Annotated in this window: 24 protein-coding genes; 15 read left to right on the top strand and 9 right to left on the bottom strand. The window is 73.7% G+C overall.

Annotation, left to right across the window (positions count from 1 at the left end):
- The first annotated feature begins 227 nt into the window (after positions 1 to 227).
- The 3 genes from AC07DA_RS07725 to AC07DA_RS07715 all read left to right on the top strand — a co-directional run bounded on the left by AC07DA_RS07725 (position 228) and on the right by AC07DA_RS07715 (position 3468).
- Positions 228 to 905 carry a hypothetical protein gene (locus tag AC07DA_RS07725; protein ID WP_479125554.1) on the top strand — a complete coding sequence of 226 codons (678 nt, stop codon included), beginning with the start codon at positions 228 to 230 and terminating at the stop codon, positions 903 to 905.
- Positions 906 to 1159: 254 nt separating this feature from the next.
- Positions 1160 to 2407, top strand: coding sequence for an aminotransferase class I/II-fold pyridoxal phosphate-dependent enzyme (locus AC07DA_RS07720; RefSeq protein ID WP_479125553.1), 1248 nt, complete (start codon positions 1160 to 1162; stop codon positions 2405 to 2407).
- Positions 2404 to 3468, top strand: coding sequence for an MBL fold metallo-hydrolase (locus tag AC07DA_RS07715; protein ID WP_479125551.1), 1065 nt, complete (start codon positions 2404 to 2406; stop codon positions 3466 to 3468). The genes AC07DA_RS07720 and AC07DA_RS07715 overlap by 4 nt, the downstream gene beginning before the upstream one ends.
- Positions 3469 to 3590: 122 nt before the next feature.
- Here AC07DA_RS07715 and AC07DA_RS07710 read toward each other — a convergent pair whose 3' ends face one another.
- Both AC07DA_RS07710 and AC07DA_RS07705 read right to left on the bottom strand, forming a co-directional pair.
- Entirely contained in the window at positions 3591 to 4205 is a 615-nt protein-coding gene (locus AC07DA_RS07710) for a DedA family protein (protein ID WP_479126090.1), read from the bottom strand.
- A 35-nt stretch (positions 4206 to 4240) separates the two neighbouring features.
- Positions 4241 to 5014: an MBL fold metallo-hydrolase gene (locus tag AC07DA_RS07705; protein ID WP_479125549.1), complete on the bottom strand. Its 774-nt coding sequence runs from the start codon at positions 5012 to 5014 to the stop codon at positions 4241 to 4243.
- A gap of 83 nt (positions 5015 to 5097) precedes the next feature.
- On the opposite strand from AC07DA_RS07705, the gene AC07DA_RS07700 reads away from it, so the two are divergent.
- The 8 genes from AC07DA_RS07700 (at position 5098) to dnaK (ending at position 14167) form a co-directional block, all read left to right on the top strand.
- Complete coding sequence (locus tag AC07DA_RS07700) at positions 5098 to 5499, top strand: hypothetical protein (protein WP_479125547.1); 402 nt, start codon at positions 5098 to 5100, stop codon at positions 5497 to 5499.
- Positions 5500 to 5608: 109 nt separating this feature from the next.
- Positions 5609 to 7684: a phage holin family protein gene (locus AC07DA_RS07695; RefSeq protein ID WP_479125545.1), complete on the top strand. Its 2076-nt coding sequence runs from the start codon at positions 5609 to 5611 to the stop codon at positions 7682 to 7684.
- Between the two features lie 98 nt (positions 7685 to 7782).
- Positions 7783 to 8844, top strand: coding sequence for an ATP-binding protein (locus tag AC07DA_RS07690; protein WP_479125543.1), 1062 nt, complete (start codon positions 7783 to 7785; stop codon positions 8842 to 8844).
- Positions 8845 to 8912: 68 nt separating this feature from the next.
- Positions 8913 to 10643 carry a vWA domain-containing protein gene (locus AC07DA_RS07685; RefSeq protein WP_479126088.1) on the top strand — a complete coding sequence of 577 codons (1731 nt, stop codon included), beginning with the start codon at positions 8913 to 8915 and terminating at the stop codon, positions 10641 to 10643.
- A 73-nt stretch (positions 10644 to 10716) separates the two neighbouring features.
- Positions 10717 to 11145: an OsmC family peroxiredoxin gene (locus AC07DA_RS07680; RefSeq protein WP_479125541.1), complete on the top strand. Its 429-nt coding sequence runs from the start codon at positions 10717 to 10719 to the stop codon at positions 11143 to 11145.
- A gap of 170 nt (positions 11146 to 11315) precedes the next feature.
- On the top strand, positions 11316 to 11477 hold the full coding sequence (locus AC07DA_RS07675) for a hypothetical protein (protein ID WP_479125540.1): 162 nt from the start codon (positions 11316 to 11318) through the stop codon (positions 11475 to 11477).
- The gene (locus tag AC07DA_RS07670; protein ID WP_479125539.1) at positions 11474 to 12214 is read left to right on the top strand and encodes a glycerophosphodiester phosphodiesterase family protein; all 741 of its coding nucleotides are present in this window, start codon (positions 11474 to 11476) and stop codon (positions 12212 to 12214) included. Before AC07DA_RS07675 ends, AC07DA_RS07670 begins: the two co-directional genes overlap by 4 nt.
- A gap of 63 nt (positions 12215 to 12277) precedes the next feature.
- On the top strand, positions 12278 to 14167 hold the full coding sequence (dnaK, locus tag AC07DA_RS07665; RefSeq protein WP_479125537.1) for a molecular chaperone DnaK: 1890 nt from the start codon (positions 12278 to 12280) through the stop codon (positions 14165 to 14167).
- Here the strand turns inward: dnaK and AC07DA_RS07660 are convergent.
- Both AC07DA_RS07660 and AC07DA_RS07655 read right to left on the bottom strand, forming a co-directional pair.
- Entirely contained in the window at positions 14164 to 14631 is a 468-nt protein-coding gene (locus tag AC07DA_RS07660; protein WP_479125535.1) for a nitrate reductase molybdenum cofactor assembly chaperone, read from the bottom strand. The genes dnaK and AC07DA_RS07660 overlap by 4 nt on opposite strands.
- 81 nt (positions 14632 to 14712) lie before the next feature.
- Positions 14713 to 15576 (bottom strand): helix-turn-helix domain-containing protein, encoded by an 864-nt coding sequence (locus AC07DA_RS07655; protein WP_479125533.1) that lies wholly within the window; start codon positions 15574 to 15576, stop codon positions 14713 to 14715.
- A 321-nt stretch (positions 15577 to 15897) separates the two neighbouring features.
- Between AC07DA_RS07655 and AC07DA_RS07650 the strand changes: the two genes are divergently transcribed.
- Entirely contained in the window at positions 15898 to 16323 is a 426-nt protein-coding gene (locus AC07DA_RS07650) for a hypothetical protein (protein ID WP_479125531.1), read from the top strand.
- Here the strand turns inward: AC07DA_RS07650 and AC07DA_RS07645 are convergent.
- Entirely contained in the window at positions 16305 to 17111 is an 807-nt protein-coding gene (locus AC07DA_RS07645) for a helix-turn-helix domain-containing protein (protein ID WP_479125529.1), read from the bottom strand. The two genes, AC07DA_RS07650 and AC07DA_RS07645, sit on opposite strands and share 19 nt — an antisense overlap.
- Positions 17112 to 17240: 129 nt before the next feature.
- Between AC07DA_RS07645 and AC07DA_RS07640 the strand changes: the two genes are divergently transcribed.
- Both AC07DA_RS07640 and AC07DA_RS07635 read left to right on the top strand, forming a co-directional pair.
- Positions 17241 to 17546, top strand: a complete 306-nt coding sequence (locus tag AC07DA_RS07640) for a 4a-hydroxytetrahydrobiopterin dehydratase (protein WP_479125527.1) — start codon at positions 17241 to 17243, stop codon at positions 17544 to 17546.
- Positions 17547 to 17550: 4 nt separating this feature from the next.
- Positions 17551 to 18294, top strand: coding sequence for a class I SAM-dependent methyltransferase (locus tag AC07DA_RS07635; protein WP_479125525.1), 744 nt, complete (start codon positions 17551 to 17553; stop codon positions 18292 to 18294).
- Here the strand turns inward: AC07DA_RS07635 and AC07DA_RS07630 are convergent.
- A complete protein-coding gene (locus tag AC07DA_RS07630; protein ID WP_479125523.1) occupies positions 18263 to 18568 on the bottom strand; it encodes a hypothetical protein in 306 nt (101 codons plus the stop codon). The genes AC07DA_RS07635 and AC07DA_RS07630 overlap by 32 nt on opposite strands.
- Positions 18565 to 19044: a hypothetical protein gene (locus AC07DA_RS07625; RefSeq protein ID WP_479125521.1), complete on the bottom strand. Its 480-nt coding sequence runs from the start codon at positions 19042 to 19044 to the stop codon at positions 18565 to 18567. Before AC07DA_RS07625 ends, AC07DA_RS07630 begins: the two co-directional genes overlap by 4 nt.
- 39 nt (positions 19045 to 19083) lie before the next feature.
- Here AC07DA_RS07625 and AC07DA_RS07620 point away from each other — a divergent pair, with 39 nt between their 5' ends.
- Positions 19084 to 20043, top strand: a complete 960-nt coding sequence (locus tag AC07DA_RS07620; RefSeq protein ID WP_479125520.1) for a helix-turn-helix transcriptional regulator — start codon at positions 19084 to 19086, stop codon at positions 20041 to 20043.
- Between the two features lie 56 nt (positions 20044 to 20099).
- On the opposite strand, the gene AC07DA_RS07615 is transcribed toward AC07DA_RS07620, so the two are convergent.
- The gene (locus AC07DA_RS07615; RefSeq protein ID WP_479125518.1) at positions 20100 to 22742 is read right to left on the bottom strand and encodes a cellulose binding domain-containing protein; all 2643 of its coding nucleotides are present in this window, start codon (positions 22740 to 22742) and stop codon (positions 20100 to 20102) included.
- Between the two features lie 210 nt (positions 22743 to 22952).
- Positions 22953 to 25871, bottom strand: coding sequence for a glycoside hydrolase family 48 protein (locus AC07DA_RS07610; RefSeq protein ID WP_479125516.1), 2919 nt, complete (start codon positions 25869 to 25871; stop codon positions 22953 to 22955).
- Positions 25872 to 26262 lie beyond the last annotated feature (391 nt).

Below are 26262 nucleotides of genomic sequence, written 5' to 3'. Positions count from 1 at the left end.
CTTCGGGGACCCGCGCCAGGCCGCGGCCGTCGGCCTGGCCGAGGCCGTCGACCGGCACCCCCCGGGCGCGGTGCGCGAGCAGGTCGTGCGGGATGTCGTCCGGGAGCCGTGTTCACCCGGTCGGCGGGTGCCGTCCCGCTAATGGCGGTCGGCCGCGCGCGGTGGCCCGCCGGGGTCGCTGTGATGGCGGCAGGGCCTTCCCGCCGTCGCCCGAAGGAGCTCGCTCCATGCGCCGCACCCTCCACGCACTGTCCGTCGCCGCCCTGACCGCCTCGGCCCTGGCGGGCTTCGCACCGGCCGTGTCCGCCGAACCGGCCGCCGAGGTCGCTCCCGCCACGGTCCGGCCCGGAGGGACGCTCACCATCTCGGTCAGCTGCGATCCGACCGGGGGACCGCCGCCCGAGAGCATCGACGCGACCTCGCAGGCGTTCGAGGAGGGCACGGTGGCGCTGCGGAAGGTCACCGGCAACGACGACGAGCTGTCCGGCCCCGCCTACCGCGGCACGGCCCTCATCGCCTCCGTCGAGAACTTCGAGGGGGATCCGGACGCCCTCGGCGAGGACTCCGCGTGGACCGTCGACGGCACCTGCCCGGCGGCTCCCGGCGGGGAGGGCAAGCCGTGGAGCGCGACCTTCACGGTGGCCCACGGCGCGGAACCCCACCCGCCGTCCCACCAGCCCACCCACAAGCCCCCGCACCACCCCTGCCCCGAGCCGTCGCACCACCGCGAACCGCATCCCACCGCGTGCGCCGAAGCTCCCGTCCAGCGCGGCGTGCGGGCCGGTGACGGCGGGGCCTTCACCGACTCCGTCCCGGCCCTGGTGGCCGGCGGGCTGCTGATCGCGGGCGCGTGCGGCGCGGCGGTGCACCGGCTGCGCAACCGGGAGAGCGACCCCCACCACTGACCGCGCGGCACCCCACCGGTCCCGCGCACACAACCGCCCCGGGCGCACACCACCGCCTCGCGAGCCCCCCGCTTCCCCGGCCCGGCCCGCTCATGCTGTGACCGTCGCAACCCGGGCGGGGCCCTTGGGACGGCCGCACGGTGGGTACTCAGTGCCCGAGGGCACGGGCCGCACCGTACGGACCACCGGGCAGCGGACGGCGCAGGCGCCGAGGGCGACACGACACGGCGGCACGAGTCACTGCGGAGGTACGGATGCGGCGGACGGACCCGGAAGGCCACGGCCCGGTCCGGTTCGGGCCGCCGCTCCCCGAGGACGGCCTGCCCGTCCTGCCGGAGCTGTCGGCGGTGCTCGCGGCGGCCGCCTCCCGCGGCGGCCACGAGCCGGTCGGCGGCGGCCCCGCCCTCAAAGAGGCCGCCTGCGGCTACTGGGACCGGCGCGGACTGCGCTGCGACCCCGACCGCGTTGCCGCCGCCCCCGGCGCTCCCGCGCTGCTCCTCGCCCTGACCGCGGCGATCGGCGGCGACGTCCTCGTGCCGAGGCCCTGCGCCGCCTGGTGGGCGCCGTACGCACGCCTGCTGGGACGCCCCGCCTTCCACGTGCCCACCCCGCCCGAGAGCGGCGGCGTGCCTGACCCCTACGCGCTGCTGGAGACGGTGCGCCGGGTCCGCGCCGAGGGCGGCGACCCGCGTCTGCTGGTGCTGTCCGTCGCGGACGACCCCACGGCCACCGTCGCCCCTCCCGAACTGCTGCACGAGACCGTCGAGGCCGCCCAGGGAGAGGGCCTGCACCTGGTCAGCGACGAGACCTGGCGCGACACCCTGCACGATCCGCACGACACCGTGCTGCTCAGCCCCGCCGAGATGCTGCCCGACCGGGTCACCGTGGTCTCCGACCTGGCCGGCGCCCTGCTGCCGCCCGGCTGGCCGGCCGCCGTGGCGCGCTTCCCGGCCGGCGACGACGCCGACGGCCTCCACGCGCGCGTGCGCGACGTGCTCACGGCCCTCGACGGGCGGGTCGCCGCCCCGGTCGCCGCTGCCGCCGGGTACGCACTCGGAGAACCGGACCCCGTCGCCCGGCGCGTGGCCGCCGCCGTGCGCCTGCACGCACGCCTGGCCGCCGCCCTGCACTCCACCGTGGTCTCCGCCGGCGCCCTCGCCCGCCCCCCGCGCTCCGGCCGCCACCTGTACGCGGACCTCGGCCCGCTGCGCCCCGCCCTGGCCGTGCACGGCGTCGGTGACGCACAGGACCTGGAGGACTTCCTCACCGCCCGGCTCGGCTTGCCCGCGCCGGGCGGCCACCGCTTCGGCGACGGCCTGGAAGCCCCGCGCGTGCGGCTCTCCACCGGCGCACTGGTGTCCGGCTCCGACAGCGAACGCGCGGAATGCCTCACCTCCCCCACGCCGTTGGAACTGCCGCAGGTGCAACGCGCGTTGATCCGACTGAGGTCGGTCTTCGACGATCTCCGCGACGACGCTCAGCGAGGGGAGCCCCAGCGATGACGCAGCAGTCCGAGTCGACCGCCACCACGACCACCGGCCCGGTCACCCCGCAAGCCGACGCCCCGGCCCTGCCGTCACCCCTGGCCGCCCCGTACCCGCCGCTGGCCGAGCCCCGGCCGCTGGGCGAGCGCCGGGTGTGGCCGCGCACCTTCCACGACCGGCTCACCGCCCCGCTGCCCGGCCTGAAGGCCATGGCCCGCTTCGCCCGCGAAGGCGCCGTGAGACCCGGCCCCGAAGGGCTGGCCGACATTCCCCGCCTGCCCTACGCCCCCGCCCCGCTGCCCCGCGTCGACACCCGCACGGTCGCCGTCACCTGGGCGGGGCACGCGAGTTGGGTCCTGCGGATCGGCGGGCTCACGGTCCTCACCGACCCGGTCTGGTCCCGCCGCATCCTCGGCACCCCGGCGCGCATCACGCCCGTCGGCGTCCCCTGGGAGGACCTGCCGCGCGTCGACGCCGTCGTCATCAGCCACAACCACTACGACCACCTGGACGCCCCGACCCTGCGCCGGCTCCCGCGCGACACCCCGGTCTTCGTCCCGGCGGGGCTCGCCCGCTGGTTCCACCGCCGCCGCTTCACCCGCGTCACCGAACTGGACTGGTGGGAGGCGGCCGAACTGAACGGCGTCCGCTTCGACTTCGTCCCGTCCCACCACTGGTCCAAGCGCACCCTCACCGACACCTGCCACAGCCTCTGGGGCGGCTGGGTCCTCACCGACCGGGACGGCCGGCGCGTCTACTTCGCCGGCGACACCGGCTACGGCCACTGGTTCTCCCGCATCGGCCGGCGCTACCCGGGCATCGACCTGGCGCTCCTGCCCATCGGCGCCTACGATCCGCGCTGGTGGCTCAGCGACGTCCACTGCGACCCGGAGGAAGCGGTCCGGGCGGCCCAGGACCTGGGAGCGGCGAGGATGGCCCCCATGCACTGGGCCACGTTCGTCCTGTCGGCCGAGCCGGTCCTGGAACCCCTCACCCGCGTCCGGGCGGCCTGGGAGAAGACGGGCCTGCCCCGCGAGAACCTCTGGGACATGCCGGTGGGCGCTTCCAGGGTGCTGTAGCGACACGCTCCCCGGCAGGGGCGCCGGGAACGTGCGGGGCGCGGGCGACTGCGCGAGCAACCGCACAACCCGCTCTCCGCGCACCGCAGACGCTCCCGCGGACGCCCGGGGGCCGCAGAGCCCTACCGCACCCGCCGCACCACACTCGGCACGACACTGAGCAGCAGCGTCAGCCCGATCGCCGCCACGACACCCTCCCACGGCTCGTCGAACAGCGACCCGCCGAGAATGCCGATCAACTGGTACGTCACGGCCCAGGCCAGGCAGGCCGGGAAGTTCCCCCGGGAGAACCGCCGCAGCGGCCACTTCGCCAGCAGACACGCCAGCATCACCGGAATCCGCCCGGCCGGCACCAGCCGGGAGAGCACCAGCACGGCGACCCCGTGCCCGGCCAGCTTCTCCTGGGCCTGGGCCAGCCGGTCCTCCGGCGCCCGCGCGCGGAGCGCCTCCAGCCAGCGCGACCCGTTCTTCGACTTCAGCCCCCGCCGCCCCAGCCAGTACAGCGCCGCGTCCCCGAGGAACGCCGCCAGCGACGCCGTCACGAACACCATCGCCAGCGAGAACGGCGCCGTCTGGTGGAACGCCACCACCGCGGCCGAACTCACCAGCGCCCCCGTCGGGATCACCGGCACCAGCGCCCCGAGAAGCACCAGCACGAAGAGCGTCGGGTACCCGATCGCCTGCTGCGTCGACTCCGGCACCACGGCCGCCGGTGTGACGGCCGACGCCGCGAGCAGGGGCAGCCCGGCCAGAGCCACGGGCGCGGACCATGTCACCGCGCCGCCTCCAGCCGCACACTCTCGCCGTGCTCGAGCCGGTGCACCACCGCCCCGGGGGCGTGCCGGGCCGCCAGCCGTACGAACTCGTCCCCCGGCGCGTGGAACTCGTGGGGGCGCACGGAGTCCATCCCGATCGGCCAGTACGTGCCGTAGTGCACCGGCACCGCGCTGCCCGCCCCGAGGAGCGCCAGCGCCTGGGCCGCCCGGCCCGCGTCCAGGTGCCCCTCGCCCAGGTGCGGGCCCCAGCCGCCCACCGGCAGCAGGGCCACCTCGACCGGCCCGACCTCCTTCGCCATCTCGTCGAACAGCCCGGTGTCCCCGGCGAAGTACGTGCGGGCCTCGCCGGCTATGACGTAGCCGAGGGCGGGGGAGCGGTGCGGTCCGAACGGCAGCCGCCGCCCGTCGTGCCGCGCCGGCACGGCCCGTACGACGACGTCGCCGACCGCCGTCTCGTCGCCGGGCACCACCTCGGTGACCCGCAGGTGCGTGAGCCGGCGCAGCGCGGGCACCGCCCGGCGCGCGCCCCGGGGCACGAGGAGGCGCGTGCCCGGCGCCAGCCGCGTCAGCGACGGCACGTGCAGGTGGTCGGCGTGCAGGTGCGACACCAGTGCGACGTCCGCGCGGTGGGCTTCGACGGGCGGCAGGGCCCCGCGCCGGCGGCGCAGGTGCGCGAGCCGGCGTGCGAACAACGGGTCGGTGAGCACGCGCACGTTCGAGTCCTCGACGGTGCAAGTGGCGTGACCCCACCAGGTGATCTCCACCGGCACTTCTTTGCCTCCTTCGCGCGACTCCCCGAAGCCTACGTGCAGGAGTAGGGTCGGCGGCGAAACCGGAGGTGAGGGGGGACGCCATGGTGCCGGTGCGGGTCACGGCGATCGCGAGTCTGACGCCGCTGGAGGAGCTGGACCGGGACCCGTTCCTGGTCGACTCCCGCAGCCAGCACGCGATGTGCGCCCGCTGGGCCGCCGAGCGGGGCTACACCGTCAGCCGCGAGCTGCTGGTCCGGGGACTGCGGCCCGACCACGGCGCTCTGTGGGACGGCGTCCGGCCCGGCCTCGACCTGTTCGTGGCACCGAGCCGGCGGGTCCTGGAGAGCGCGCTCGCCTCCGTCGAGGAGTTCACCGCGGAGTGCGCGCGGCGCGGCGTCCGGGTCGAGACGGTGGGCCGCGCGGAACCGGCGTACGACGCGGCGATGAAGGCGTGCGTGCACCGCCGGCTGTCGATGCCGACGGCCGGGTACGACGGCCGCTGAAGCCCCGGGCGGAGGGTGCGGGCCGGGGACGTGGGAGCCCTCCCGGGCGTTGTGACAGGGTGAGGGAGGGCCCGCGGACGCGGCGGGCCGGGACGTGAGGTGGCTGGGCGTGCGGGGCGTGTGGTGGCGGCGGGCCGCCAGTCAGGTCGGGCGGAGCGTCGCCGTGTGGGCGGTCTCCACCGTCACCATGCTGGTGCTGGCCGGGATCCTGCCGGACTTCCGGCTCCGTTCGGCGGACGGCGACAGCGCGACCGACATCGCCGTCACGGCCGCGTTCGGCGCCGGTGCCTTCGGCGTGCTGTCGGCCGTGGTCTGGCCGCTGCTCGTGCGGCTGCTCCTCCTCGTACCGGCGCTCGTGCTGGGCCTGCTGGTGTTCTTCCTGAACGGGGCGCTGCTGCTGCTCGCCCTGCGCCTCAACCCCGCCGAGCGCGGCGCCGCCGCCCCGGAGACCGCGGTCGTGGTCGCCGCGGTGATGTCGGCGGTGGCGTCCGCGACCGGCGCCGCCCTCGCCGTCCGCGACGACGACGCCTACCGCCGCCGGCTGTACCGCCTCTCCGACCGCCGCCGCCGGTCCGGACCTCCCTGCCCGCCGAGCCCCGGCACCGTCTTCCTGCAACTGGACGGCGTGGGCCACGACACGCTGCTCGACGCGGTCGGCGGGGGCCTGATGCCCACCGTCGCGCGCTGGCTCGACCCGGGCCCCGGCGGCCGCCCCAGCCACCGGCTCACCCCCTGGCGCACCGACTGGTCCAGCCAGACCGGCGCCAGCCAGCTCGGCATCCTGCACGGCAGCAACCACGACGTCCCCGCCTTCCGCTGGTACGAGAAGGACACCCGCGAGGTCGTCGTCTGCAACCGCCCCACCAGCGCCGCCGAACTCCAGCGCCGCGCCGTCGGCTACGCCGGGCACGGCGGCCTGCTCACCGTGGACGGCGCCAGCCGGGGCAACCTCTTCGGCGGCGGCGCCGACCAGCAGGCGCTGGTGCTGTCCATCGCCACCCGCCGCCGCAGCCGCGAGAACCGCTCACGCGACGGCTACTTCGCCTACTTCTCCGACCCGGCCAACGCCGTGCGCACGGCCCTGTCCTTCGTCGCCGAGGTCGGCCGGGAGATCGGCCAGTCCACCCGCACCCGCCTCCACAAGCAGCGGCCGCGCGTCTCCCGCGGTGGCCTCTACCCGCTGGTGCGCGCCTTCGCCACGGTGGTCGAGCGGGACGTCGTCGTCGCCGCCGTCACCGGCGACATGCTCGCCGGACGCACCGCCGTCTACGCCGACCTGGTGGCCTACGACGAGGTCGCCCACCACTCGGGCCCGTCGAGCCGTGACGCCCGCAAGGTGCTCCAGCGCCTCGACCGCTGCCTCGCCCTGATCGAGAACGTCGCCGAGCACGCCCCGCGCCCGTACCGGATCGTCGTGCTGTCCGACCACGGTCAGAGCCCCGGCGAGACGTTCCGCTCGCGCTACGGCCTCACCCTCGGCGACCTGGTCCGGGCCGGCTGCGGACTGCCCGTGCCGCGCCGGGCCGAGCGCACCCGCAGCGGGGCCGAGGCCCGCGCCGCCGTCCGGGCCGCGCTGCGCATCCCGGCCGAGAAGCCCGGCGAGCGGCACCGGACCGGGCGCCGCGAGGAACCGATCGTGCTGGCCTCCGGCAACCTCGGCCTGGTCTGCTTCCCGGACGTCCCCCACCGGATGAGCAAGGAGGAGATCGACGCCCGCCATCCCGCACTGCTGCCGACCCTCGCCAACCACCCCGGCATCGGTTTCCTGCTGGTGCGCAGCGAGGAACACGGCGGTGTCGTCCTCGGCGCGTACGGCGCCGAGATCCCGCTGGCCGACCTGGACGACAACCCCGGCCCGCTGGCCGCCTTCGGCCCGGGCGCCGCCGACGCGGTACGCCGTACGCACTCCTTCCCGCACGCCGCCGACATCATGGTCAACTCCTTCCACGACCCGGCCGACGGCGAAGTCCTCGCCTTCGAGGAGCAGATCGGCTCCCACGGCGGACTCGGCGGCGCCCAGGGCCGGCCCTTCCTGCTGTCGCCGCTCGCGCTGTCCGCGCCCGTCGAGGACGGGGCCGAACTCGTCGGCGCCGAGCAGGTGCACCGGGTGCTGCGCCGCTGGCTGCGCGAGTCGAACGGACCGCAGGTGCCGCTGGAGGCCGGAGAGCAGGAGCACGTCGCCTGAAAATTCGGCTGCGCCGGACGGGCCGCACGCCGACACTGTTCGCACCGGACGCCGCACACCTGCGCGTCCATGCCGAACACCCCCGAGGAGTAGCTGCTTTGCAGGCAGCCGTCACCGTCACGCCCGCCCGCCTCCCCGACCTGCTGCTCGGCCTCGCCACGGTCCGGCCGGTCTTCGTCTGGGGCGCACCCGGCATCGGGAAGTCCTCCCTCGTGCGGAACTTCGCCGGCTCGCTCGGCCTGGAGTGCGTCAGCCTGCTGGGCACGCAGCTCGCCCCCGAGGACCTCATGGGCGTCCCGCAGATCCGCGACGGCCGCTCGGTGTTCTGCCCGCCGGAGGCCATCGCCCGGGACGAGCCGTACTGCCTGTTCCTGGACGAGCTCAACGCGGCCACGCCGGACGTGCAGAAGGCGTTCTACTCGCTGATCCTGGACCGCCGCATCGGCGCCTACGAGCTGCCCGAGGGCTCGATCGTCATCGGCGCCGGCAACCGCGCCACCGACAACGCGCTCGCCCGGCCCATCGCCTCCGCGCTGGTCAACCGGCTCACCCACGTGCACCTGGAGGCCTCCGCCAAGGACTGGCTGGCCTGGGCCGGCGAGAGCGGCATCCACCCGTGGATCGTGGACCACCTCACCGACCGGCCCGACCACCTGTGGTCCAGGCCGCCGAAGACCGAGGAGCCGTTCTCCACGCCCCGCTCCTGGCACATGCTCTCCGACGCCCTGCGCTCCTTCGGCCGCGACCTCGACGAGGAGACGCTGCGGGTCCTCGCGCACGGCACGCTCACGCCCGCCCACGCACAGGCCTTCTGCGGCTACGTCAAGATCGTGCGCAGCCGGTACGGCATCGAGGCCATCATCAAGGGCGACGCCCGCTGGCCCGACCGCCCCGAGGACCGCGACCTGCTGTACTACCTCGCCGACTCCTTCCGCGGCCGCCTGGTCAAGGAACTGCCCGTCAGCAAGGAGCACATGTCCGCGAACGGCCGGCAGACCGCCTACCGCGCCAAGTCGCTGCTGGTGCAGCTCGCCGAGATCTCCGTCGAGGTCGCCCAGACCGTCATCGCCCCCGACGCCGACGGCAACCCCGTCCTGCCCTCCTGGTTCCTCGTCGAGGCGGCGCGGGACATGCCCCGGCTGGTGGAGGCGCGCCGGTGAGCCGCGGCCCCGGCAAGGACCAGCGCAGGAAGAAGCGGGACCTCGCGGCCGAGGCGTTCGCCGAGGGCATGCGGCTGATGCGGGCCAACCCGGCCCTCGCGGCCGTGGAGTTCGACGTCTGCCGGCAGGAGGAGTGCCGCCTCGCGCCCCGCGACGGGCTCGTGGCCGTCGACTCCGACGGCGATCTGCACGTCCACCCGGACCGCCTCGCCGAGCCCGCCGCCTGGGCCTGGGCGCTCGCCCACGCCGTCCTCCACCTCGGTTTCGGGCACGTCCCGGCGGCCAAGGGCGAGCGCGTCCAGCCCGACCGCTTCGACCTGGCCGCCCGCTGCGTCGTCGTCAACCGCTTCCTGCTCGGCTCCACCGTCGGCGAGACCCCCGAGCACCTGCCCGCCGCCTACCCGGACGGCGACGAGGAACAGCTCGCCGCCCGCTGGCGGCGCGACGGGCTGCCCCCGGTGTACGAACGCTGCGGGACGGCGGGCGACGAGCCCGACCAGGTGCTGGTGCCGTGGACCGGCTGGTCCGGGCCGCCCGACTGGCAACTGGCCTTCGCCACCGCCCTGACCCGGACCGTGTCCGCCGCGATGGACATGGCGGGCGGCCGCCGCGACAGCCTGGTCGGCGAGGTGCCCGCGCAGCGCCCCTGGCAGCGGGCGCTGAGCTGGTTCATCTCCTCCTACCCGCTGCTCGGCGGCATCGCGGCCGGCATCAGGCTGGTCGCCGACGCCGAACTAGCCCGCGCCCACGGCATCGCCGTCGCCGCGGTCGACGCCGAGGCGGGCGAGATCCACCTCAACCCCCTGCGCCATCTCGAGGACGAGGAGTGGCGGTTCGTCCTCGCGCACGAGATGCTGCACGCCGCCCTGCGCCACGGCGACCGCTGCGGCACCCGCGACCCCTACCTCTTCAACGTCGCCTGCGACTACGTGATCAACGGCTGGCTGACCGAGATGGAGGTCGGCACCATGCCCGAGGGGCTGCTGTACGACCCGCAGCTCGCCGGCCTGTCCGCCGAGGAGGTCTACGACCGCATCGCCGGCGACCTGCGCCGCAAGCGCCGCCTGGCCACGCTGCGCGGCAGGGGCGTGGGCGACATCCTCGGCGGCCCGCTCGGCTCGCCCCGCGACCACGTCGACCTGGACGCGTTCTACCGCCGCGGCCTCGCCCAGGGCCTGGACCTGCACCAGCGGCAGGAGCGCGGCTTCCTGCCCGGCGGGCTGGTCGAGGAGATCCGGGCGCTGAGCCACCCGCCGCTGCCCTGGGACGCGCGACTGGCCCGCTGGTTCGACGAGTTCGTGCCCCGCCCCGAACCCGTCCGTTCCTACGCCCGCCCCTCCCGGCGCCAGGCGTCGACGCCCGACATCCCGCGCGCCGGGCGGTACTTCCCGCCCGAGGAGGTCGCCCGCTGCACCTTCGGCGTGGTCCTGGACACCTCCGGCTCGATGGACCGCGTGCTGCTCGGCAAGGCGCTGGGCGCGATCGCCTCCTACGCCGAGGCCCGGGACGTACCGGCCGCCCGGGTCGTGTTCTGCGACGCCGCCCCGCACGACGCGGGCTACCTGCCGGTCACCGAGATCGCCGGGCGGGTGCGGGTGCACGGCCGCGGCGGCACCGTCCTGCAGCCCGGCGTCGACCTGCTGCACCGCGCGGACGACTTCCCGCCCGGCGCGCCCGTCCTGGTCATCACGGACGGCTGGTGCGACACCCTGCGCGTGCGGCGCGAGCACGCCTACCTGATCCCGGCCGGAGCGCGGCTGCCGTTCAGCGCCAGAGGACCGGTCTTCCGCGTGCGTTGAGGCGGAGTGTGATCGGATGGGGGCCGGGAACCCCGATCGACCGGGTTCCGGATACTCATCGAAAGGATGCGTCATGGCAACCACGCGCTCCGCCCACACGGTGTGGGAAGGCAGCCTCTTCAAGGGCAACGGTGCCGTCACCTTCGACTCCTCGGGCATCCTCACCGAGCAGCCGGTCTCCTGGGCGGCCCGCACCGAGGAGCCGGGTGGGAAGACCAGCCCGGAGGAGCTGATCGCCGCGGCCCACTCCAGCTGCTTCTCGATGGCCTTCTCCAACATCCTCGACAAGGCCGGCACCCCGCCCACCAAGCTGGTGACCTCGGCGGACGTCACCTTCCAGCCGGGCGAGGGCATCACCGGCATCCACCTCACCGTCGAGGGCACCGTCCCCGGCATGGACGAGGAGGCGTTCCTCGCCGCCGCGGAGGAGGCCAAGGTCGGCTGCCCGGTCAGCCAGGCCCTGAAGGCCACGCCCATCACCCTGACGGCCAAGCTGGCCTGACCCGCGCGCCGGCGTCACGCGGGCCCGCCCGGCGGGGCACGGCCCGCGTGGCGCCACGCGGCCCACGCGACTGCCCGGCCACGCCCGGGCGCGGCCCGCGGCGCCGCTTCGCCCTCCGGGGCACGGGTAGGAACCAGTCGCTTCGCCACCGACGGGCCGGAAGGAACGCGATGCCGCCGGGAACGTCCACCAGCGCGACGGCGCTCGACTCCGCCACCCCGGAGCGGACCCGTGTCCTGCCGCTGTTCGGTCTCGCCGGACGGCCGCACCCGCCGGACACCGCGCCCGGCGTCCTCGTCGACCGCTGCGACCACGGCCTCACGCGCCCATGACGCCCCGCCCCGCCGTCTCCGCCCATCGGGGCGGCTCCGAGCGCGCCGGCGCCGCCACCTGGGAGGCGTACGAGGACGCGCTGGAGTCCGGCGCGGAGTACGTCGAGTTCGACGTCCGCCGCACGGGCGACTCAGTCCTCGTCGTGTACCACGACCCCCGGGTCGGCCCGGCCGGGCCGCCGCTGTCCGCGCTCACCCACGCCGAGCTGAGCGAGCGGGCCGGCTACGACGTCCCCGCGGTGGAGGAGGTGATGGCGCTGGTCGCCGGCAAGCTGGTGGCGCACCTGGACCTGAAGGAGGTGGGCTACGAGCGGGAGGTGATCGACCGGGCGGTCGCCCTGCTGGGTGCGGACGGGCTGGTCGTGACGTCGCTGGAGGACCGTTCCGTGGCCGAGGTGACCCGCTCCCGCCCCGGTGTGCGCACCGCGCTGTCCCTGGGCCGGGACCGGCGGGAGCTGGCCCTGGCCCGGCTGCCCGCAACCCGCCTGAGCGAACTGTTCCCGGCCCGCCGGATCCGGGCCTGCGGGGCCCACGGGGTCGCCGTGCACCAGCGGCTGGCCAGGGCGAACGTGCTGCGCGAGGCGAGTCGGCGCGGCCTGTTCACCATGGTGTGGACGGTCAACGACGACACCCTCATGCGCGCGTTCCTCGCCCACCCGCGCGTCGACGTGCTCGTCACCGACCGGCCCCGGCGCGCCGTCGCGCTGCGCGGGCCGCTCACCCCTACGCGGCATTGACAACGGCCCACTCAGGTTTTGTGCTGGTAAGTGTGCGGGGTGCCCTGGCGGAAGGGGACGGCGATGGGACGTGCGGTCGGGATCGATCTCGGAACGACGAACTCGGTGGTCGCCGTGCTGGAGGGCGGTGAGCCCACGGTCATCGCGAACGCGGAGGGGGCCAGGACCACGCCCTCGGTCGTGGCGTTCGCCAAGAACGGCGAGGTGCTGGTCGGCGAGGTCGCCAAGCGGCAGGCGGTGACGAACGTGGAGCGCACCGCCCGCTCGGTCAAGCGGTACATGGGCGACGCCCACTGGCGCTTCCCCGAGCAGGGCGACATCGACGGCACGCGCTACCGGGCGCAGGAGCTGTCCGCGCGGGTGCTGCAGAAGCTGAAGCGGGACGCCGAGTCCTACCTCGGCGAGGACGTCACGGACGCGGTGATCACGGTCCCCGCGTACTTCGACGACTCCCAGCGCCAGGCGACCAAGGAGGCGGGCGAGATCGCGGGCCTGAAGGTCCTGCGCATCATCAACGAGCCCACGGCGGCGGCCCTCGCCTACGGCCTGGACAAGGAGAACGACCAGACGGTCCTCGTCTTCGACCTCGGCGGCGGCACCTTCGACGTGTCGCTGCTGGAGATGGGCGAGGGCGTCATCGAGGTGAAGGCGACCAACGGCGACACCCGCCTCGGCGGCGACGACTGGGACCAGCGGATCGTCGAGTACCTGATCAAGCGCTTCCAGGGGCAGTACGGCGTCGACCTGGCCAGGGACAAGATGGCCGTGCAGCGGCTGCGCGAGGGCGCCGAGAAGGCCAAGATCGAGCTGTCCAGCTCCACCGAGACGACGATCAACCTGCCCTACATCACCGCCTCCGCCGAGGGGCCGCTGCACCTCGACGAGAAGCTCACCCGGGCCCAGTTCCAGGAGCTCACCGCGGACCTCCTCGACCGCTGCAGGACGCCGTTCCACCAGGCGGTCGAGGACGCCGGGGTGAAGCTCGCGGCGATCGACCACGTGATCCTGGTCGGCGGCTCCACGCGGATGCCCGCCGTGACGGACCTCGTGAAGGAACTGACCGGCAAGGACCCGCACAAGGGCGTCAACCCCGACGAGGTCGTGGCCCTCGGGGCCGCGCTCCAGGCGGGCGTCCTGCGCGGCGACGTCAAGGACGTGCTGCTGCTCGACGTCACGCCGCTGTCCCTGGGCATCGAGACCAAGGGCGGCATCATGACCAAGCTGATCGAGCGCAACACGACGATCCCCACCCGCCGTTCGGAGATCTTCACCACGGCCGCCGACAACCAGCCCTCGGTCGGCATCCAGGTCTACCAGGGCGAACGCGAGATCGCCGCGTACAACAAGAAGCTCGGCGTCTTCGACCTCACCGGACTGCCCCCGGCCCCGCGCGGCGTCCCGCAGATCGAGGTCGCCTTCGACATCGACGCCAACGGCATCATGCACGTCTCCGCCAAGGACATGGCCACCGGCCGCGAACAGAAGATGACCGTCACCGGCGGCTCGGCCCTGCCCAAGGACGACATCGACCGCATGATGCGCGAGGCCGAGCAGTACGCCGAGGAGGACCGCAAACGCCGCGAGGCCGCCGAGACCCGCAACCAGGCCGAGCAACTCGTGTACCAGACGGAGAAGTTCCTGCGCGACAACGCGGACAGCGCGGACAGGATCCCGGCCGGCACCAAGTCCGAGGTCGAGGCGGCCGTCGCCGACCTCAAGTCCGCTCTCGACCAGCAGGCCGACACCGCCACCCTGCGCGCCGGCGTCGAGAAACTCGCCTCGGTCAGCCAGAAGATGGGCCAAGCCATGTACGCCCAGACCCAGGCCGGCGCCGAGCAGTCCTCCACGGACGACACCACCCGCACCGCACCGCAGGACGAGGAGGGCGTGGTCGACGCGGAGATCGTGGACGACGACCGGGACCAGCGGGGTGAGAAGGGCGGCGCCGCCTAGCCCTGCGCGGCGGCGGGCGGCAGGGTCGCGCAGACCGCGTCCAGGACCGTCGCGTACGGCGTGCCGAAGTCGGTCAGGCGGGTGCGCAGCAGGTCCAGGCCGTCGCGGTGGTCCGCCAGGAGGCCGGTGTCGCCGGTGCGGGCCGCGCACTCCAGGACCGCCGGCAGGAAGTCCGGCGGTTCCTCGCCGGTGGTCTTCAGGCCGTGTGCGCGGTACAGCTCCTCGGAAGGCGTCGGGGCCGCCTCGCGCCACGCGCTGAGGTACAGGCTGTGGTCCGGCTCCGCCTCGAAGACCTCGACGTAGTGCGCCGCCAGTTCACGCGGCGGGGTGAGCGCCGCGTGGTCGGCGAACTCCCGCAGCTGGGGGGCGGCTTCCCGCAGCAGCGGCAGCCGGGTGCGGAAGTCGTCGTCGGGGAACATCAGGCACAGCGCGGCCGCCTGGTACAGCACCTCGAATCCGGGCATCGGACCTCCTTCGCGTGCGCCCCGCGATGCCGACGCTAGGGGCGCGCGGGAGGGCACACCCGTCGGCGGGGTCCGTACGGGTCAGAAGCCGTCCCGGTACGCGCGCAGCAGTTCCTCCGTGCGCTGGGCGGACGCGGCCCGGGCCGTCATGTGGTCCAGCACCTCCAGATGCGCCGAGACCTCCTTGCGGGAGTCGAGGTACAGCGCCCCGGTGAGGTACTCGGTGAACACCATGTCGGGCAGTTCCGGCTCGGCGAAGCGGAACAGCGAGAACGGCGCGTACGTCCCCGGGTGCGGGCCGTCCTTGAACTCGGCGACCTGGAGCGTGACGCGGTCCCGTGCCGCGTACTGCAGCAGCTTGTCCAGCTGGTCGCGCATCACCCGGCCGTCGACGCTCACCGGGCGGCGCAGCACCGTCTCGTCCATGATCACCCACAGGTGCGGCGGGTCGGGGCGCTCCAGCAGTCGCTGCCGCTCCATCCGCAGCGACACGTGCCGCTCGACCGCCTCCGGACCGGCGTTCGCGATGGTGCCGGACTCCAGCACGGCCCGCGCGTACCCCTCGGTCTGCAGCAGACCCGGCACGAAGTGCGGCTCGTACGACCGGATGATCCGGGCGGCGCCCTCCAGGCTCACGTACAGGCTGAACCACTCGGGCAGCACGTCGTGGAAGCGCTGCCACCAGCCGGGCCGGTTCGCCTCCTCGGCGAGTTCGACGAACGCGGTCACCTCGTCCTCGGCCACCCCGTACGCGGTCAGCAGGATCTGCACGTAAGGGATCTTCAGGGCCACGTCGGCGGTCTCCATCCGCCGGACGGTCGCCGGGGCCACGCGCAGCACCCGCGCGGCCTCGTCGCGGCTGAGGCCCGCCGCCTCGCGCAGTTCCTGCAGCCGCTTGCCCAGCACCACCTGGCCCACGGTGGGTGCGGCCCGCCGTTCACTCACGCCACGCCTCCCCAACGTGCCCTGGTCCGCGATCAGTGTGGCACGCCCGGCCGCCCCCCTCACAGACCTGGCGGCCGGGAGATCGCGGACCAGGGGTGCGCGGGCGCATTACCCCGCGGGTAATCGACCCGGGCGGCGCCCGCGCGGGATCGTGAACACACCGGGTCCCGGGCCGGCGCACTCCGGCCCGGGACCCGGCCCCGGCCGGGGCGCCCGCCCCGGCCGGACGGCCCGCCCGCGCCGGCCCGGGACGCGGCACGCACCAGCGCGCCCGCCACCCCGCGAGGGCCGGGAACCGCGACCGACGGAGGATGACGCCCCATGTCCGTGACCCAGCTCGCCGCGCTCGCCCGCACCACCGAGCCGCAGTCCGCGCTGCGCCGCTTCCTGGCCCTGGACGCCTTCGTGACCGGCGCCAACGCGCTCGCCTACCTCGTCCTGTCCGGCCCGCTGGGGCGGTTCCTCGGGGCCGACGCGGCACTGCTGCTCGCCCTGGGCGCCTTCCTCGCCGTCTACGCGACCGGCGTGGGTCTGCTGGCCGCCCGGCACCGGCCGCCCGCGCTCGGCGTGCGGGTGGTGGTCGAGGCCAACCTGGCCTGGAGCGTGCTGAGCCTCGCGGCTCTGGCGCTGTGGCTCTCGCCGAGCACGGCGGGCGCGGTGTGGACGGTGTTCCAGGCGCTGACCGTGGCCGGCTTCGCCGCGCTCCAGCACACCGCCCTGAAAGCCCGTCAGGACACCGTTTCCTGAAGGTACTTGGCCGTGGCCGGGTCGGCCGGGAGCAGCGTCTCGATGGCCAGCTCGGCGACGGTCACGTCCATCGGCGTGTTGAACGTGGAGATCGAGGAGATGAACGACAGCGTCCGCCCCTCGTGCTCGATGCGCAGCGGCAGCGCGAAGTGCGGCACCGGACCGGAGGGCTCGCCGGCCGGGTCCGCGTCCGGCACCGGATACGCCGCCACCTCCTCGTACAGCGCCCGCAGCGGCTCGGAGCGGTGCAACGCGATCTGCCGTTCCATCTGCTCCAGCAGATGCCCGCGCCAGGCCCGCAGGTTCCGGATCCGGGGCGCGAGGCCCTCCGGGTGCAGCGCCAGCCGCATCGCGTTCAGCGGCGGCTCCAGCAGGGCCGGCGAGACGCCGTCGACCAGCGCCGTGATCCCCCGGTTGGCCGCCACCACGTCGTACAGCGCGTCCACCACCAGCGCCGGGTACGGCTCATAGCCGCCGATCAGCCGCTCGATGCCCTCGCGCAGTGCGCCGAGCGCCGGGTCGTCCAGCGGGGTCTCCGGATAGCGCGGGGCGTAACCAGCCGCCAGCAGCAGCGCGTTGCGCTCCCGGACGGGCACGTCCAGGTGCTCGGCCAGCCGCAGCACCATCTCCTCGCTGGGCCGGGAGCGGCCCGTCTCGACGAAGCTGATGTGGCGGGCCGAGGAGTCCGCGCGCAGGGCCAGCTCCAGCTGGCTGACCCGCCGCTGCTCCCGCCAGGCCCGCAGCAGGGGGCCCACGCCCTGCTCCACGGAGGACGGGTGAGTGGTCATGCCGGGACCGTAGCCGAGAACCGGCCGTACCGGACAGGGCGCGGCCCGCTGACCAGGGTCTCGGGCGTGCCGCTGTGGCAGGCTGGGAGACGAGGACGCAACCCCGCAGCGAGGGAAGGAACACAGCCCATGCCCGTCGAACCGCTGTCGCACAAGGAGATCGAGGACCGGCTGGCGGAGCTGCCGGGCTGGTCGCTCGACGGGGACCGCCTCACCCGCTCCTACCGGCTCGGCTCGCACTTCGCCGCGACGGCGATGGTCGTGCACATCGCCCAGGTCCAGGAGGAACTGGACCACCACTCCGACCTCACGCTCGGCTACCACACCGTCTCGCTGTCCGTGCACACCCACAGCGCGGGTGGCACCGTCACCGAGAAGGACTTCGAACTCGCCCGCAGGGTCGAGGACCTGGCGCCGGGACACGGGGCACACTGACCGCGTGCTCGACTACGACAAGGAAGCGGAGCGGTACGACGCCTCCCGCGGCGGCGAGCCCCGGGCGGCCGCCGCCGCGGACGCGGTGCTCGGTCTCGTACCGGAAACGGCGCGCAGCCTGCTGGACGTCGCGTGCGGCACCGGCATCGTGACCCGGAGGCTCGCGGCCGCGCGCGCCGGACTGCGGGTGACCGGCGTGGACCTCGCCCCCGCCATGGCCCGCCGGGCCGCGGCCCGGCTGCCCGGCGCCGTCGTCCGCGCCGACAGCCGCCGGCTGCCCTTCCGGGACGGCCAGTTCGACGCCGTCTGCACGGTGTGGCTGCTGCACCTGACCGCCGGCCCCGCCGACGCGCGGGCCGTCGTCGGCGAGTGCGCCCGGGTGCTGCGCCCCGGCGGGGTGTACGTCACGACGGTCGACAAGGCCGCCTCCCACAACGTGGGCAGTGACATCGATGTCGTCCTGTCCTCGCGGCCGCCCAGCCCGGTCCGGGACGCGGCGGCGGACGTCGCGGCCCACGCCGCCGCCCACGGCCTGGTCCCGGCCGGGCAGGGCCGTTTCACCGGGCACGGCCAGGGCCGCAGTCCCCGCCGCACCATCGCCGACCTGCGCCGCGGCTGGTTCGTCACGCTGCCGCCCGGCGATCCCCTCGCCGAGGAGTACGCCGGGCGGCTGGCGCGGCTGCCCGACCAGGACCGGCCGCGCCCCGAACCGGTCTTCAGCCTGCGGGCGTTCCGGAAGGCCGGGTGAAGTCCATGACCCAGTCGGCCGGCCAGGTCGCCCCGCCGTCGCGGGAGAACGCCTGCTCCCAGCGGACCGACGCCGCCGAGACGCCCGACCAGACGAACCGCACCCGCACGTCCTGACCGTCGTGCCTGTCGTCGCCGTGGAACTCGCCGCACCCTTCCTGGAACCGGCCGAAGAGCCGCAGGGTCGCGCCCTTGGCCGACAGGTGCGGCGGGTCGATCTCGTCGAGGTTGGCGGCCCCGCCGTGGAGGAAGTCGAAGTCGTGCGGGCCGCTCATGTGCGGTCTCCTGTGGTCCCCTCGGGCAGCGAGTCGGCCAAGTAGGCCTGGAGGTCGGGCACGTCGGGGGCGAGCAGATGCCGCACCCAGGCGTTCCGCTCGTGCTGGATCGGCGGCAGCTCCCAGACACAGCCGATCCAGGGCAGTCCGGGGGTGATGAAGTGCGCCGGGTCGCGGTCCGGGCAGCCCAGCACCGGCTGGCCCGCCGCCGCCCCCTTGAAGTGCAGGACGTTGTCCCACACCCAGCTGTAGGCGTTCAAATAGGCGCCGTCGTCGCCGCCCCGGTGGAGCACGACGAAGGTCGCCGGCGGCGTGCCGTCCGGCTCCGGCAGCAGCTCCGGCAGGATCGCGTAGGCCGCCTTCTCCACCTCGGGCTCGATGCCGGTGGGGTCCGCGGTGACGTGGTAGCGCTTGACGTGCCGCCCGGCGACCCGGAGGGGCGGGGGCACGGTCAGCAGTTTCTCGCTGAAAGGCATGCCGGGACGCTACGGCGACTTCACTGACACCCTGGGTCAGTGAAGTCCAGTCGTCTCGTCTCCATCCTCCTGCTGCTGCAGACCCGCGGGCGGATGACCGCCGCCCAGCTCGCCGAGGAGCTGGAGGTGTCGGTGCGCACGGTCTACCGCGACGTCGAGGCGCTGAGCGCGGCCGGTGTCCCGCTGTACGGGGAGGCGGGCCACGCCGGCGGCTACCGCCTCCTCGACGGCTACCGCACCCGGCTCACCGGTCTCACCGCCGGTGAGGCCGAGGCCCTCTTCCTCGCCGGCGCGCCCGGTGCCGCCGCGCAGCTCGGACTCGGCTCCGTGCTGGCCGCCGCCCGGCTCAAGGTCCGTGCCGCCCTGCCGCCGGAGCTGCGCTCCCACGCCGACCGGATCAGCGGCCGCTTCCACCTCGACGCGCCGGGCTGGTACGCCGGGGCCGACGAGACGCCGTACCTCGGGGCCGTGGCCGAGGCGGTGTGGGAGGGCCGCGCGGTGCACGTGCTGTACCGGCGCTGGCGCGAGCCGACCGACGTGGAACGCCGCCTGGAGCCGTACGGGCTGGTCCTCAAGGCGGGCCGCTGGTACGTGGTCGCGGGGCCCGGACCGCGTACCTACCGCGTCGACCAGATCCTGCGGCTGTCCGCCACCAACGAGGACTTCCCCCGCCCCGACGACTTCGATCTGCCCGGTTACTGGGCCGCCCACCAGCGCGACTTCCACCGCCGCCTGAAGGCGGGCCGGGCCGTGGTGCGCCTGGCCCCGGGCGTCACGCTGCCCGGGGCGGCCGGGGACGAGGCCGGGCCGGAAGCGGACGGCTGGCGCCGGGTCACCGTCCCCATCGAGTCCGTCGACCACGCCCACGCCGAGTTCCTGCGCCTGGGCACCGGCGTCGAGGTGCTCGGACCACCGGAACTGCGCAGGAGGATCGCCCGCACGGCGGCGGACCTGGCGCGGCGGTACGGCGACCCGGACGCGCCGCGCCGCGGCGACTGACCCCACCTGGGTGTGAGGGCGCGAGCCGGACCCGGCACGCGCCCTCGACGGTCCGGTCAGGTCACCGCGCAGTTCTGGTCGCCCAGTCTGAACGCGGTCGGTTCGGTGTTGGCGCCCGACCAGCTCGCCGTGAAGCCGAAACTCACCGACGAGCCCTTCGCCACCGTGGCGTTCCAGCCGACGTTCCTCGCCGTGACCGCCGTCCCCGACTGGGCCGCCTCCGCGTTCCAGGCCTGGGTCAGTTTCTGGCCGTCCGGGAAGGACCAGGTGAGGGACCAGCCGGTCCAGGGGCCGGTGCCCGTGTTGGTGAGCTGCACCTCGCCCTGGAAACCGCCCGACCACTGGCTCGTGACCTTGTACGTCACCGCGCAGGCCCCGGTGGGCCCCGGGCCGGGGTCCGTCGTGCCGCCGTCGGAGGCATCGCCGTAGATGACGCCACGGCCGTTCGTGGAGACGTAGACCCGGCCGTAGACGCGCGGGTCGCCGGTGATCGCCGCGCCCGTCCAGCCCCACTGGTGGGCGTCGTCGTTGACGCGGGTCCAGCTCGCGCCCTTGTCCGTGGAGCGGAAGATACCGCGCACGCCGCCGATCTTCGCGCTGGTGTAGAGCGTCTGGTAGGAGGCGCCCGGCGCCGCCTTGCCGAAGCCGACGGTGTCGGCCTGCTCGACGCCGGAGAGCCTGGTGAAGCTCACCCCGCCGTCGGTGGAGTGCCACAGGCCGTACGCGCCGTCCGGCGCGCCGCCCGCCAGCCACACGTCGCCCTTCCCGCCCGGCAGCGCCTTGAAGCGGACGTCACCGCTGCCCGGCAGGCCGGTGGCCGGGGACTCCTTGAAGGTCGCCCCGCCGTCCGTGCTGATGTAGAACTTCCCGGACTTGAAGCCGTAGAAGGTCCTGGAGTCGACCCGGTCCGACTCGACGATCGCCCCGGCGGGGATGCCGCCCGACGCCTGCCACGACGTGCCGAAGCCGGTCGTGTGGTGCACGCCGGCGCCGTCGGGGCTCCACACGAACCGGCTGCCGTCCGCCGCCGAGGCGACCGTGCCGCCGCCGCTCACGCCCGACGGGTCGGTCCCCGCGAACCAGTTGGCGCCGTTGTCCGTGGAGAACGCGATGTGCGGGCCCGAGTCGAGGTTGCCCACGCGGACGACGGTGTCCGGCTTGGTCTCGGCGAAGTCCAGGCTCGTGGTCGTCGTGAAGTTCGGCTGGGTGAACATCATCGGCGGGACCTTCGTCAGATCCGTGTGCCGGAAGCCGCCGATGTCACCGAGCGCGCTCAGCAGCGGGGCTCCGGACGGCGGAGAGGCGAGGTCGTTGACCGCCGTCTCCTCCAGGCCCCGCACCATCGGCTTGACGGTGAACCTGCCGCCGCTGTCCCAGTTCCCGAGGTTCTCCGTGCCGTAGATCGTCGCGCCCGTGCCGTACATCATGCGGTTCGAGTCGAACGGGTCGATCTCCAGCGCCTCGGTCATCCAGCCCAGCTTCGGCGTCTGCTCGGGCGGCTGCGGGTTCGCACCCCAGGTCAGCCAGGGGGAGGAGGAGACGTCCATGGTGTAGCGGTTCTCGCGGTTCGGGTACGACGTGTAGTCCCACGCCTTGGTCCAGGTCGCGCCGCTGTTCGTGGAGCGGAAGATCTGCGTGTCCGGCCACCAGGCGCTGTACGCGGTCGCCATCACCGTGCCCGGTTTCTGCCGGTCCACGGTCAGCCCGCTGAAACCGTAGGAGGTGTCGGCCTCGGCCACCGGGCTGATGTCCGTCCAGGTGCCCGTCCCGGTCGCGTAGCGCCACAACCGGCCCTTGCCGCCGTCGTACGGGCCGCCCTTGTCGCTGTAGGCGAGGTACAGGTAGCCGTTCTTCGCGTCCAGCACGCCCTTGTGGGCGAGGTACCCGGTCGGCTGGCCCGCGAGCCGCTGCCAGGTCGCGCCCGCGTCGGTCGAGCGGTACACGGCGTTGTCCTTGTCGGCGACCCCGACGTAGACCGTCTTCGTGGCGTTCCCGGCGGTGCCCGTGGACTCGTCGAAGGTGACCCAGACGATGCCCTGGTTGTCGGAGGCGTACCCGGAGGTGTCGCTCGGATCCTGCGCGTAGTTGCCGACGTTGGGGAAGTTCGCGACCTGCGACCAGGTCACCCCCGAGTCCGTCGACCGCCACAGGCCCTTGCCGCTGGGCGCGCCCAGGTACAGCACGCTGTTGCGGTTCGGGTCGACGGCCAGCCGCTCGCCCATGCCCCGTCCCGGCATGTTGCCGCCGAGCTTGAACGGCAGGTTCGTCTTCTGCCAGCTCGCCCCCCGGTTCGAGGAGCGCATGACCGCGCCGTTCTTCGGGTCCCAGCTGTTGGTGTACGTCCCGACCGCCGCGTACACCCGGTTGGGGTCGACGGAGTCGGAGGCGATGCTGACGACGCCCGTGTGTCCCCAGTCGTCCCAGCCGACCGAGTCCAGCAGCGGTGTCCACGTCTTCGAGGACTCCTGCCAGCGGTAGGCGCCGCCGATGTCGGTGCGGGCGTAGGCCAGGTTCTTCTCGGAGCGGTTGAAGACGATCCCGGGGACGAATCCGCCCCCGTCGATCCGGGCGTTCTTCCAGGTGTAGGTGTCGGCGGCGAGCTTCGGCGCCGGCGGGTCGGCGGCCAGGGCGGAGGGCGCGCCCGACAGCAGCCCGGCCGCGAGCGCGAGCACGGCCGTGAGGACACGGGTTCTTCGCACGGCGGGGTTCCTTCCGGTGAGGGGAACGTGCGAGAGCCGGGCGGCTCCAGTGCGGGTGGAGCCGCCCGGCTGTGGTGGCCCCGCGTCAGGTGCGGGGCCGCGTACGCGGAGCTTCGGACGCACCCGCTCGGGGGCCTGGGGGAACTGCGCGACCCGCCACAACGGACCCGCAGCCGACCACGGCCCCACCCGCGGAGCGCCCGGCGGGGGCTATTCGAGAAGCTCCGCGTACGAGCCCATGGCCAGCGCGATGTCCGCCTGGGCCCAGAACCGGTGGTACGTGAACGACGGCACCGCGCCGCCCGCGAGGTAGCTCTCGATCTTCGACCACGCGGGGTCGTCCTCGTAGAAGGAGCGGATCGAGTCGAACGTGGACGACGAGTTGATCGGGTCACCGTTGGGCATCGTGCCCGTCCAGCCGCTCGGGATGTGCACCGGGTCGTCGAACCGGTTGTAGTCGGCCCGGCTCTCCGGGACGGCGATCCCGAGTGCGTCCTGGTGGTTGTCCCACATCCCGTCCAGCAGCTTCTTCGCGGCCGCCGCGGCCTCGGTGTCGCCCGAGCGGTCGGCGTAGTACGTCAGCGTCTTGGCGTACGCGGCCGCCACCCCGACGTCGTTGGTGTAGTCCACCACGCTGACGCGCAGCCCGCCGTTGGAGCCGGGGCTCGACGCGTTCCAGGTGTCGGGCTGGCCCGACCACTGCAGCGTCGACGGGATGCGGAAGGTGCCGTCCGGGTTGAACGTGGTCTTGGACAGCGCCCAGTCGACCCACTTGTCGAGGACCCTCTTGGCCCGTGCGTTCCCCGTCTGCTGGTACAGCTCGGCGACCCGCTCCATGGACCACGCCTGGAAGCCGAACCACTGGTTGGACGGCGGGTCGTGGTACACCGGCTTCTCGTCGTAGTACATGCCGTAGAACGTCGACTTCCCGGCGGGCGGGGTCGCGTACCGGCCCGCCCAGCTGTTGGTCGCGCCGCCCGCGATGGCGCCCTCGTTCGACTGCAGCCACTGGTAGAACTCCAGCTGCCGCTCCAGGGACTTGGCCCAGTCCGCCGCGCCCGTCGCCGACTTCGGCTTCAGCGGCGCGTAGTTGGCGAGCGCGTGGGCGGCCAGCGGGTTCTGGTAGCCGCCGTGGGCGTGGCTGGAGCCGATGCGCCAGGACCAGCCGGCGCTGGTGTCGGTGGCGCCGCCCCAGGCGTAGTACCAGGACATCAGGTAGTGCGAGGCGTCCTTGCCGGTGCCCGCGGGGCAGGTGGTGGGACCGACGCAGTTGCCGACCTTCTTGAAGTACTTGTCGAACATGGAGTAGCGCAGGTAGTCGCCCATCTTGGCCGCCTTGGCGACCGTCGCGGAGACGTCCGAGCCCTTGCCCTGCTGCTTGGCCCACAGGTCCGCCCAGTAGGCGGCCTGCACGGCCCGGGCGTCGGCGTCCGGCGCGTTGGTGAACTTCCACTGCTTGGCGTAGGAGGCGTCACCGGTGAACAGGTCCAGATAGCCGTTCTTGCCGCCGTACTTGAAGGCGTCGCAGGTCGGCTGCGGCACCGTCTCCCACACCGACTCCTGCGCGCCGCGCTGGAAGGTGTTGATGTACGACGGGCCGGTGTCCGACGGGCCGGCCTCGCACTTGCCGGGCGCGTTGCCGAAGCCGTAGACGTTGTCGACGTCCTGCAGCCAGTGCATGCCGTAGACGTCGTCCGTGCCGTACGCGCTCTTCAGCTCGGCCGCGATCGGGTCCGGGCCCACCGAGACGCCGGAGTCGAGCTTGGCCGGGTACTCGTTCGGCGTGTCCAGCTCCGGCGCGTAGGTCGCCGGCTTGGACGGGTTGTAGAAGGAGTTGGTCGGCTGGTCGGCCTTGGTGGGGATCATGTACTTCTCCATGAGCTCCCACGCGCCGTTGAACTTCGACCAGTCGCCCGTCACCTTGCCGTACATGGCCTGGAGCCACAGCAGGTAGCTGTACGCCTCCGAGGTGGTCTCATGGCCGTGGTCCGGCGCCTCCACGATCAGCGTCTCGACCGAGTGGTACGGGATGCCCTCGGGGGAGAAGTAGCCGTTCGCGGGGTTGGTGATCTTGCCGTAGAGGTCCAGGAAGCGTGCCTCGTACGTCTTCGCCGCGGCCAGTTGCGTCACCGTGACGGAGGCCTTGGCGTGGCCCGCGGCCGTCGACTCGAACACCGCCGACCCGGATCCCGAGGTGGCGGCGCTGACCGTCACCTTCTGCGCGGTGTTCCAGTTCTGCGGCGTGAAGGTGAGCGAGGCACCGCCCGTGACGGACAGGTTCGTGTTGCCGCTCGCCCGGGCCGAGGTCACCGTGACGCTGGAGGCCGGCTGCTTGGACAGCTTCACCTCGTACGTGCCCGACTTGCCGGACTGCACGCCCAGTTGGAGCGGCGAGGCGACGACGGCCGGGCCCGAGGCGACGGTGATGCCGACCGGGGTGGAACTGGCGGAGGCGCCCATGCTGTCGTACGCCTTCGCCACCAGGGAATGACTGCCCACGGTCAAGCTGGAGACCGAGAGCGCGTAGGGCGCGCTGGTGTCGGTGCCGAGCAGCGTGGTGTCGTCGTAGAACTCCACCTTGCTGATCGTGGCGTTGTCCGCGGCGGCGGCCGTGGCGGCCAGCGGGACGGCCTCGCCCTGGCTGTAGACGGCGCCGGCGGCCGGGCTGGTCAGCACGGCGATCGGCGGCTGGTGCGCGCCGGTGCACGGGGTGCCGTTGACCGAGAAGGACGTCGGCGCGGTGTTGGTGCCGCTGTAGCTGAACTGGGCGCCGGTGGAGACGGCGGCGCCCGCCGCGACGCGCGCGTTGTGCGCGGCGTTCTTCACGGTGATGTTCTGGCCGGACTGCGACCAGCTGCCGTTCCAGCCGTTGCCCAGCCTCTGGTTGCCGGAGTAGGCGTAGGTCAGCGTCCAGCCGTCGATGACGTCCGTGCCGCGGTTGGTGAGGGTCAGGTCCACCGTGAAACCGGAACCCCAGTCGTTCGTCTTGTAGTCGACGCTGCACTGGAGCGGCGCCGCCTGGGCGGGCGTCGATCCCGAGGAGAGCATCGTCAGCGGAAGCGCGAGAGCTGCGAGTGCGGCGGTCCACAGCCGCCGCACGGCTCCGCGTCTCCGGGGTGGGGGATGCATGGTGCTGGTTCCTCCTTGCGGCTCGGAGAAGTCAAGGCCTGAACCAGTGGGAGCGCTCCCATAGTGAGGACGGGCCCAGGGGCGGTCAAGGTCCGTGAAGAGTCGAAAAGATTCGACGCCACGGGTTGCGGGAAAGTCGGCGACTCCCCTGTTCTTGGCCGACACTTGGCGCTACCTTCCTTGACACCAGTGGGAGCGATTCCATCAGTCGACGCGTCCGTCACGGCGGGCCCGACCTGCAAGGAGTCGCTCATGCGACACCTCTCGCGTTCAGTACTTGTAGCCGCCCGCGCGGCCGTCCCCTGCTGCGCGTGTGCCGGTGCCGGGTTCCTCGTGTCCTTTCGGAGCGCGCCCTGAACGGCCGACACCCCCAGCGAAAGGGACACCCGCA

It is taken from the genome of Streptomyces sp. NPDC044921, assembly GCF_056432865.1.
Note: the sequence above shows the minus strand (reverse complement) of the source record. Positions and strands in the feature narration are given on the sequence as shown.